Source organism: Peptoniphilus sp. oral taxon 836 str. F0141 (assembly GCF_000179335.1).
Lineage (GTDB): Bacteria > Bacillota > Clostridia > Tissierellales > Peptoniphilaceae > Peptoniphilus_A > Peptoniphilus_A lacrimalis.
Genome location: NZ_AEAA01000093.1, coordinates 1 through 1,172 on the forward strand (window position 1 = coordinate 1; position 1,172 = coordinate 1,172).

Sequence of the window (1,172 nt, forward strand, 5' to 3'; positions counted from 1 at the left end):
ATGCCACCAATATTATGAGCTCCATCTAATAAGATTCTTGGATTTTTACTTACAAGATCCATTCTGCCCTTCCATTTAGCATCTTTTATTAATTTTGTTGCCTTGGTAAAATCAAAATCAATAAGAGCTTTTTTTATTAAAATAAAAAGACTATAAAGGCATAGGATGGCATTTTCTATCTGATATAGTCCAATTTGATCTAGAGAAATTTCGTAGTCTTTTTTTTCTAAATTTAAAATAAATTTCGACCCTTGCAAATCAGATTTTAAAATTTTTACACATAAGTCTTTTGAATAATATATACTTGCATTTTTTTTCTTACATTCATCTTGCAAAACTTTTAGGATTTTTTTGTCCTTATTTGATGTTACAACTATAGCATTTTGGCAAATTATTCCAGCTTTTTCTGAAGATATTTCTTCAATAGTATTTCCTAAGTATTGCATATGGTCATAAGAGATTGATGTAATTATAGATATTAATTTATTTTCAGCTTTAATAATATTTGTGGAATCACAACGTCCACCCATTCCAACCTCTAAAACTACAAGCTGGCAATTTTTTCTTTTGAAGTAAATAAAAGCAATTGTTGTCAAAAATTCAAACTTATTAAGTTCTCCATATCGGTCAAGTATTAACTTTTCTTTTTCTAAGATTTCTTCACCAATGCTTAGAAATTCACTCTGAGAAATTCGTAAATCTCCTACAACAATTCTATCCCTATATGAAGTTAGCCCAGGTGAGGTATATAACCCCACCTTGAACTTAGATTTTAAAATTTCATATAAAAAATAGGATGTGGAACCCTTGCCATTTGTTCCTGCAATATGAATAAATTTCATAGAATCACAAGGATTATCAAAATGCTCAAGAATTTTTATCATTCTGATGTTTCCCTTAGACTTAAATTTACCTACCCTATTTTCTATGTTATCAATGAGCTCTTTATATATCATCTATTTTTAATCTGTCCTATATTTTCCTCAATTTTCTTAATTATTTGTGAATATTTTTCAATCTTAGCTTTTTCTTCATCAACTAATTTTTGAGGTGCTTTTTCAACAAAGCCTTTATTATTTAACTTTCCTTGTGCCCTTTTCATTTCAGATTGAGCATCCTTTAATTCTTTTTCTAGTCTTTGAAGCTCCTTGTCAAAATCTATCAAATCTTTT

At 28.2% G+C, this 1,172-nt stretch carries 2 protein-coding genes; both read right to left on the reverse strand.

All coding sequences use genetic code 11. The features are described from left to right. Positions 1 to 956 (reverse strand): folylpolyglutamate synthase/dihydrofolate synthase family protein (locus tag HMPREF9131_RS04435; RefSeq protein WP_009345644.1); only part of this gene is annotated, 956 nt, incomplete at its 3' end. After that, a partial coding sequence (locus tag HMPREF9131_RS04440; RefSeq protein ID WP_009345645.1) for a hypothetical protein occupies positions 953 to 1,172 on the reverse strand: 220 nt, incomplete at its 5' end. The genes HMPREF9131_RS04440 and HMPREF9131_RS04435, both read right to left, overlap by 4 nt.